Genomic DNA, 7,159 nt, shown 5'->3' on the forward strand with positions numbered 1-7,159 from the left:
GTTGCCGGCCGCGACCCATGGCGCTAACATTCGGTGATACCGGGATCAGCGTAGGTCACCCATCCCAGGGGAAACTGGATGGACAGGCTCTGCTCACTAGGCGCGGTCGAACTGGCGGGGCTGATCGGCTCCGGAGCAGTTCGCTCGATCGACGTCGTCGATGCGCATCTTGCCCGCATTGCGGCGGTGAACCCCACGGTCAACGCGATTACCAGCACGTTGGCAGATACGGCGCGCGAGGCGGCCGAGCTGGTCGACCGGGCCGTGGCGGCCGGCGAACAGTTGGGGCCGCTCGCCGGGGTGCCATTCACGGTGAAGGGAAACATCGACGTGCAGGGGTCGGCGACCACCTGGGGGGTCAGCGTCATGGCCGAGCAGATCGCCGCGCGCGACGCTCCCCTGGTGGCGCGAATGCGTTGGGCCGGCGCCATTCCGCTGGCGAGATCCAACCTGCCGGACTTCGCGTTTCGTTGGGACACCGACAGCGGCCTTGCCGGGCGGACGCTCAATCCATGGGATCCCGAGCGAACACCGGGCGGCTCTTCCGGCGGAGAGGCCGTGGCGCTCGCCACCGGCATGTCACCGCTCGGGTTCGGCAACGATCTGGGCGGCTCGCTGCGGATTCCCTCGCAGTTCTGCGGCACTACCGCCATCCGGCCGACGCGAGGGCGTGTGGCGGATGCGACAGTCACGGTGCCGGAGCCGTCGCTGTTTTCCCAGATGGCGAACTGCCAGGGGCCGATGGCGCGCTGCGTGGCCGACCTCAGGCTGGCGCTCTCCTTGATCAGCGCGAGAGATGCTCGGGATCCGCGATGGGTTCCAGCGCCGCTTGCCAGCCAAACCCCGATCGGCAGGGTGAAAGTGGCTGTGGTGCGAAACCCGCTCGGCGGGGGTGTCGCGCCGCAGGTTGCTGCTGGCGTCGACCTCGCAGCGGCCGCGCTCGCGGATGCTGGATACGAGCTCATCGCCCAGGAGCCGCCGCAGATCGGGGAGACGATGCAGGCCTGGGTGGATGCGATGTGGGCCGAAGTTGCGCTGCGCTGGCCGCAGATGCAGCCGATCGTTGCGCCTGGCGCCGAGGGGTTCGTCGAGGCCTTGCTGGCGAACGGACTGATGATGCCGGTCGATCAGAAAAAGCAGCTCGATACCTGGATGGCGATCCATCAGCTGGGGGCAGCCTGGGCGCAGTTCTTCGATGAGTTCCCGATCGTCCTGTCGCCGGTCTGCTGCGAGCCGCCATGGCATGCCGGCGATGACATCGCCCGGGTGAAGGAGATCCGCCACGCCATGCGCTTGGGTGTTGGCGGTGAACATCCTGGGCCTGCCGTCCTGCGCCGTTCCGGTCGGCGAGGCCGACGGGCTGCCCCAGGGGGTGCAACTGATCGGCGGCCGGTTCAGCGAGTTCCTGTTGCTGGACGCGGCCCAGGCGATCGAAGACCGGGTCCCTCGGCTGACACCCATTGATCCGAGGCCCTGAGCAGGGGCCCGTACCCGGGCGAGCCAGCGCGTCTTGAGCCTCCTCGCCGCGGTCAGGCGGGGGGGGATGCACTCCAGGTGGCGAGGGTGGGGGGAACGCCTGCCAGGCGTTCCAGATCGACGGTTTGCGACCGTTCGACGAGGACGCGGCCGGCGAGGGTCAGCAGGGCAGCGCCGTCGGCGGTGATCATGATCCAGCCCTTGGCGATCAACGGCAGGGTCAGGTGGGGCGGCACGCCCGAGCCCTGTTCGGCCAATCGAACCAGTGCAACGATTTCGGCGGGGGTCGGCCCGGCCAGTACGGCATCACGCATGATCTGTCTCCCGGTTGTGGGGACAGCAATGAGTTTGAGGGCATCCGGTTCCCAGGTGGAGCCAGGCAATTGCGACGGAACCAGCGGCCGCCTTTCGCAGGCGGCTTCCGGCTCCTCGCAACGATTGGCTTCGAGGCGCTGAAAGCGGTGCCGGGCAGGCCTCAGGGCGGCGGTGCGGCCGGGGCGGGCGCGGGCTTGGGGACGCTTTGGGCGGTGAGCACGCAGGCCGTGATGATCAACGCACCCCCGACCCAGACCTGGGCGCCCGGGAGCTCGGAATAAAAGATGAAGCCGAGCAGGCTCGCCCAGATCAGTGCCGTGTAATCGAGAATGGCAAACACCGAGACCGGCAGGCGCTGCAGCCCGTTGATGAAGAACAGGTAGCCCATGGCGCCGAGGAAGCCGACGAGCGGCACCTGCCAGCTGAGGGCGGGCGTGAGCTCGGGAATGGCGCCAAACAGGGCCAGTGGCAGCGCCAGGGTACCGGCGACCAGCGACTGGCCCAGCGACATCGCCGCCGCTCCCTCATCCTTGGAGTGATGCTTCATCACCACCAGGGTCGTCGCATAGACCAGTGGCGCGAGGACGGCGCTGCCCCAGGCGAGGAGATCGTTGGCGCCGTTGAGGACGACGACCTTGCCGCCGAATACGATCGCCGCCGAGCCGAGGAGGCCCAGCCCCAACGCGATGATGCCGCGCGGCGCGATCGGCTCCTTGAAGAACAATGCAGCGAGGACCGTGACATAGACGGGCGCCGTCATGGCGAGCGCCGTGCAGATGGCGAGCGGCAGGTGACTGGCGGCATAAAAGAACAGCGTCGCCACGACCAGCAGCATGGCCCCGCGCAACAGGTGCCGACGGAAGCGGGCAAGTTTCGGCCAATCGGCACGGGTGAGGGCGATCCAGGCGCAGAGCCAGATCGCGGCGCCATACATGCGCACGAAGACGATCTGGAAGGTGGTGAGTTCGGCGCCGAGCGCGCGCACCACCGCATCCATGCAGCACATCAGGACGACGCCCATCGCACCCAGGATGAAGCCCTTGGGGTCGACGACGGTCACCGCTGCGCTCTCTGTGGTCATCCGTTGGCGGATAAAGGCATTTGGGGAGAGGGGCAAGCGGAGAGCGGGGAGGGGGCTGGGCTCGGAGCACAGCCATGGCCGGACGCCGCGGGCGCTGGGCTGCCGGCCTCGGCGGAAAGCCGGGGCCAGCTCTCACGCCTGGGGGCTGTCACCCGCGCCGGCCTCGCCCGCGCCTTCGCGCAGGGCGTACTCGGCTTCATAAGCTGCGGTGTGGCGACGCTGCAGGCGGAGCCGGAACGCGACGCCGATACAGAAGGCGCCGAGGCCTGCGAGGACCAGCGGCACCGGTTGGGCGAGCATATCGACCTGGTAGAAGCCGCCATAAAACGCCAGCGCCAGGGCCAGCAGCGAGACAGCGATCAGCCCATAGGTGAGGGTGGAGCCATCCGGCCTGGGTGCATATCTGGCGGCAGCGGCCCGGGCATTGGCTTTGCGCAGTTTATCGGGCACGGGCACTCCTCATCGGATGAAATGCCAGCCGATGCCGGCAGGCTTCGATCGCCCCAGGACTCTTCGATAGCGCCAGGACTCAGGGCTGCTTGTAGCGGAGCACGCGCGCCATCTCGGCGGCGGTGTCCCTCAGCCCATTGGCCTGATCGAGGATTTCGCGCGCCTGCTTCAGCGTCAGGCCGAATGAGTTGGCGAGAAACCCCGCGGTATATTGCTGCTGCGGCTTGGTGTCGTTCATATCGTCGGTCACAGTGACCTCCTTGGGTTGCGGATCATGGTTGGAAGGGGGCGGCTATCCGCCGATGGCCCGGCGGGTCAGGCGCGGCGGCCCGAACACGCTCTGAACCACGCCGAGCATGTCCTCGGGTGCGAATGGCTTGCCCAGTACCGGCACGTCTTCGAATTCGACCGGCAGGTCGTCGTCGGCGGTGCAGAAGACGAAGGGGATGAGCCGGACGCGCAGCGACTGGGCGACCCGCAGCGCGGTATTGGTCCCGATGCAGTAGTCGAGCACTGCCGCATCGAAGGCGAGGTCGTCGATCAGATGCAGGGCGCCGGGCACCGCCTCGGCGAGGTGGACGACGTAGCCGGCCTCGGTCAGGCAGGTCTCGATCAGCGCCCCGGTTTGCGGGTCGTCCTCGAGGACGAGAATGCGCTTGGTCTGCTCGTCGCTCATCGTTCATCCTCCTCGGGGCCGGTATCGAAAGACGCTTTGTCGAAGACGCCTGGTCAGTCTCCCAGCAGCCCCGGCGGCAGGGTGCCGGTGCGAAACAGCAGCTGCGGTTCGTCGTAGGTGTCGGTTTCCTGGTCGATATTGGCCGAGTAGGCCCAGACGCCGGCGCGGGTCGGTCCCATGCGCTCGGCGGCGGCGATTGCAGCCTCGGGGGTTCGGGCCGGCTGCGGCGGATCGGCATCGAGCTTGCGCCCTTTGGCCCTGAAACCCTGGACGAAATACATGGTGGTCATGGCGAAACCTCCTCGAGAAACGCTGAAAATTGCGGCGGGTACGGTGCGGCATGCGAGAGGGGCGAGGGCACCTGCAGCTGCATCGCGATGCGCGACAAACGTTGCAAACGAGGGGGGATCAGACAGCCGGCGAGCCGGACGATCGGAGCCAACGATGGCTGTAACGTTGCTCCCATATGGCCGCCAATGGCGTTCAAAACAAGACGTCGCCACGAAAATAAAAAGAGTCTGATACTGGAGATTGTGGCTGATTGATCTCTGTAGCTGCAAGTATTTTTTGATATTCGAGTGCCTTGCGGAATAGATTGGACATGGCGTCAACAAGGGCGCATGAATGAGGAGCTTTCCGCTGCCCGAGCTGATTTATCGACGGATGCTCCATGATTTCATGTGAGCGTCGGGCAGACCAAGGATTTTCAAGTGCTTCTGGAGATTTATGCCACAGGAAACCGCGGCGGAGCGCGGGCGTCCGGCCCGTCGCTGATCGTTGTGGCCGATCATGTCGCGGCGCTGCCGCGTCATCCGACAGGTAAATCCTGGCGCTATCTCGCCACCATTTCCGACGACGACGCGTTGCTCGCGTCCCGGCACGACATCATCGCGGCGGCGCTCGCCGACCACGGCTTCTTCGCCAGCCGGTGGGCCCTCGGCGTCAACGCGTCGCGAGCCCCGTTGCCGCGACCGGCAGGGCGGCTCGGCAACGGCCTTGCGAGTCTGTGGCAGCGGGCGGAGCTGGCATTCCGGCAGCCCGCCTGAGCTTCACCTTTACATCTCCGATCCACCCAACCCCGCACCCCGGTGCAGAAGGAGCCCGCTATGGCAAAGGGCCAGAAACACGGCAATCGCGAAGCCAAAAAGCCCAAGCAGCTGAAGCTTGTCCCCAAGGCAACGCCGGGAGGCGGGCTGCTCGACAGGGCGGCCCCCGCAGCATCGCCTGGCACCCGGAAGGCGACCTAGGGGGGACTCCGTTCAGTACCCCGCACGACGACGCAATTGAACTCAGGAGACGACCATGACCATGGAACTCGCATCCGTCAGGGTGGTCCGCAAACCCTGGGGCAAGACCGATCTGCGCCCGTGGAGCGAATTCGGTCATGATGGTACCGCGGTCGGGGAACTGTGGTTCCAGCGGGCTGACAAAGAGGCCCCCGAGCCCAAGCTGCTGCTGAAGCTCCTGTTCACCGACGAACCATTGTCGGTGCAGGTGCACCCGGACAACAGCTTTGCCCGCTCCATCGGACTGCCGCACGGCAAGACCGAGGCCTGGTACGTGCTGTCGGCTGACAAAGACGCGCAGGTGGCGCTCGGCCTCAAGCGCGAACTGACGCGGCCGCAACTGCGCGCCGCCATCGAGGATGGCTCGATCGTCGAACTGCTGCACTGGCAGGATGTGGCGGTGGGCGAGGGGTTGCTGGTGCCCGCGGGCACCATCCACGCCATCGGCGGCGGGCTGGTGCTGGCCGAAATCCAGCAGCGCAGCGACGCCACCTTCCGGATGTTCGACCACGGGCGCCAACGCGAGCTGCATCTCGATGGCGCGGTTGGGGCGGCGGTTGCCAGTCCCGCTATCGCCCAGTCGGCCCCGCTGCGGCTGTCGGAGGCGCGCGATGTCGTGGCGCAAAGCGCCTATTTCGTCCTCGAAACCATCGAGCTGACGCCCAATTCGCATTGGGAGATCGATGCGAGCAACGAGACCTGGGTGCTGATCCTCGAAGGCGAGGCGGCCTTCGACCTCACCCAGGTGGCGGCGGGCGAAGCGATGTTCCTCGAAGGGCATCGTGCAACCGTGCGTACCGGCGAACGCGGCGCCCGGGGCCTGATGGGCTACGCGGCCAACGCCCCGCTGCCGAACCTCCTGGTCGGTCGCAACGGCATCCCCATCGAGGTGATGGCCGAGCGCTTTCCCGAACTGGGGCTGGGGCGCCAGATGAAGACACCGGCAGGAGCGCCAGCGCGACCATGGGGGGTCCGCTCATGAGGCCGATCCACCGCGTCGCCTTCATCGGCAATTCGCTGCCGCGCCGCTGCGGCATCGCCACCTTCACGACCGACCTGCAGGGGGCGCTGGCCGGCCGTGCCCCTGTCATCGAGACCTCGATCATCGCCATGACCGATGCCGGGCTGCACTACGATTACCCGGCGGACGTCGGCTTCGAGGTGCGCCAGGAGGAGTTTGCCGACTATGCCGCGGCCGCCGATTTCATCAATGCCGGCGGTTTCGACGTGGTGTCGTTGCAGCACGAGTTCGGCATTTTCGGTGGTGAGGCAGGGGGCTACATCCTCACCCTGCTCGAGCGGCTGACGGTGCCAGTGGTGACGACGCTGCACACCGTGCTCGCCGAGCCGACCGCGGCCCAGCGACGTGTCATCGAGCAGATCCTCGCGCTCTCCGCCCGGGTCGTGGTGATGGCCGACAAGGGGCGCGAGCTGCTGCTCGGCAGCTATGGCGCGCTCGAGACCCAGATCGAGGTGATCCCGCACGGCATCCCCGATGTCGCCTTCGTCGAACCCGACGCCGCCAAGGCGCGGCTCGGCTTTGCCGACAAGACGGTGATCCTGACCTTTGGCCTGCTCTCCCCCAACAAGGGGATCGAGGTGATGATCGACGCCATGCCGGCGGTGCTCGCGGCGCGGCCCGACGCCGTCTACGTGGTGCTCGGAGCCACCCACCCTACCTTGGTGCGCGAACAGGGTGAGGCCTATCGCGAGGGCCTCGTCGCCCGTGCCGCCAGGCTCGGCATCGCCGAGCACGTGGTGTTCCTCAACCAGTTCGTCGACCGGCCGTCTTTGCTCGATCACATCTCGATGTGCGACGTCTACGTCACGCCCTACCTCAACGAGGCGCAGATGACCTCGGGGACGCTGGCCTAT

The 7,159-nt window shown here is 66.8% G+C and carries 11 protein-coding genes; 5 read left to right on the forward strand and 6 right to left on the reverse strand.

Annotation, left to right across the window (positions count from 1 at the left end; genetic code table 11):
- The first annotated feature begins 78 nt into the window (after positions 1-78).
- Positions 79-1,464, forward strand: coding sequence for an amidase family protein (locus VGV07_RS03065; RefSeq protein ID WP_326867222.1), 1,386 nt, complete (start codon positions 79-81; stop codon positions 1,462-1,464).
- A 65-nt stretch (positions 1,465-1,529) separates the two neighbouring features.
- On the opposite strand, the gene VGV07_RS03070 is transcribed toward VGV07_RS03065, so the two are convergent.
- The 6 genes from VGV07_RS03070 to VGV07_RS03095 form a co-directional block, all read right to left on the reverse strand.
- The gene (locus VGV07_RS03070; RefSeq protein ID WP_326867223.1) at positions 1,530-1,790 is read right to left on the reverse strand and encodes a hypothetical protein; all 261 of its coding nucleotides are present in this window, start codon (positions 1,788-1,790) and stop codon (positions 1,530-1,532) included.
- 161 nt (positions 1,791-1,951) lie between these two features.
- Positions 1,952-2,872, reverse strand: coding sequence for a DMT family transporter (locus VGV07_RS03075; RefSeq protein WP_326867224.1), 921 nt, complete (start codon positions 2,870-2,872; stop codon positions 1,952-1,954).
- A gap of 132 nt (positions 2,873-3,004) precedes the next feature.
- Positions 3,005-3,322 carry a hypothetical protein gene (locus VGV07_RS03080; RefSeq protein WP_326867225.1) on the reverse strand — a complete coding sequence of 106 codons (318 nt, stop codon included), beginning with the start codon at positions 3,320-3,322 and terminating at the stop codon, positions 3,005-3,007.
- 79 nt (positions 3,323-3,401) lie between these two features.
- Positions 3,402-3,572, reverse strand: a complete 171-nt coding sequence (locus VGV07_RS03085; RefSeq protein WP_326867226.1) for a hypothetical protein — start codon at positions 3,570-3,572, stop codon at positions 3,402-3,404.
- Between the two features lie 42 nt (positions 3,573-3,614).
- The gene (locus tag VGV07_RS03090) at positions 3,615-3,998 is read right to left on the reverse strand and encodes a response regulator (protein WP_326867227.1); all 384 of its coding nucleotides are present in this window, start codon (positions 3,996-3,998) and stop codon (positions 3,615-3,617) included.
- 53 nt (positions 3,999-4,051) lie between these two features.
- Complete coding sequence (locus tag VGV07_RS03095; RefSeq protein ID WP_326867228.1) at positions 4,052-4,288, reverse strand: hypothetical protein; 237 nt, start codon at positions 4,286-4,288, stop codon at positions 4,052-4,054.
- 390 nt (positions 4,289-4,678) lie between these two features.
- On the opposite strand from VGV07_RS03095, the gene VGV07_RS03100 reads away from it, so the two are divergent.
- From VGV07_RS03100 to VGV07_RS03115, 4 genes are all read left to right on the forward strand, one after another.
- Positions 4,679-5,044 (forward strand): hypothetical protein, encoded by a 366-nt coding sequence (locus VGV07_RS03100; protein WP_326867229.1) that lies wholly within the window; start codon positions 4,679-4,681, stop codon positions 5,042-5,044.
- Positions 5,045-5,104: 60 nt separating this feature from the next.
- Entirely contained in the window at positions 5,105-5,245 is a 141-nt protein-coding gene (locus VGV07_RS03105) for a hypothetical protein (protein ID WP_326867230.1), read from the forward strand.
- A 55-nt stretch (positions 5,246-5,300) separates the two neighbouring features.
- Positions 5,301-6,266, forward strand: coding sequence for a class I mannose-6-phosphate isomerase (locus tag VGV07_RS03110; RefSeq protein ID WP_326867231.1), 966 nt, complete (start codon positions 5,301-5,303; stop codon positions 6,264-6,266).
- Positions 6,263-7,159, forward strand: an 897-nt coding sequence (locus VGV07_RS03115; protein ID WP_326867232.1) for a glycosyltransferase family 4 protein, incomplete at its 3' end; no start/stop codon positions are given. The genes VGV07_RS03110 and VGV07_RS03115, both read left to right, overlap by 4 nt.

The organism is Devosia sp. (assembly GCF_035944845.1).
In the GTDB taxonomy this organism is placed as follows: Bacteria; Pseudomonadota; Alphaproteobacteria; order Rhizobiales; family Devosiaceae; genus Devosia_A.

What these genes read in the sequence shown, in the direction of transcription:
- VGV07_RS03070 (WP_326867223.1), bottom strand. Translation starts at nt 1,790, where the DNA reads ATGCGTGATGCCGTACTGGCCGGGCCGACCCCCGCCGAAATCGTTGCA.
- VGV07_RS03095 (WP_326867228.1), bottom strand. Translation starts at nt 4,288, where the DNA reads ATGACCACCATGTATTTCGTCCAGGGTTTCAGGGCCAAAGGGCGCAAG.
- VGV07_RS03075 (WP_326867224.1), bottom strand. Translation starts at nt 2,872, where the DNA reads ATGACCACAGAGAGCGCAGCGGTGACCGTCGTCGACCCCAAGGGCTTC.
- VGV07_RS03110 (WP_326867231.1), top strand. Translation starts at nt 5,301, where the DNA reads ATGACCATGGAACTCGCATCCGTCAGGGTGGTCCGCAAACCCTGGGGC.
- VGV07_RS03090 (WP_326867227.1), bottom strand. Translation starts at nt 3,998, where the DNA reads ATGAGCGACGAGCAGACCAAGCGCATTCTCGTCCTCGAGGACGACCCG.
- VGV07_RS03105 (WP_326867230.1), top strand. Translation starts at nt 5,105, where the DNA reads ATGGCAAAGGGCCAGAAACACGGCAATCGCGAAGCCAAAAAGCCCAAG.
- VGV07_RS03065 (WP_326867222.1), top strand. Translation starts at nt 79, where the DNA reads ATGGACAGGCTCTGCTCACTAGGCGCGGTCGAACTGGCGGGGCTGATC.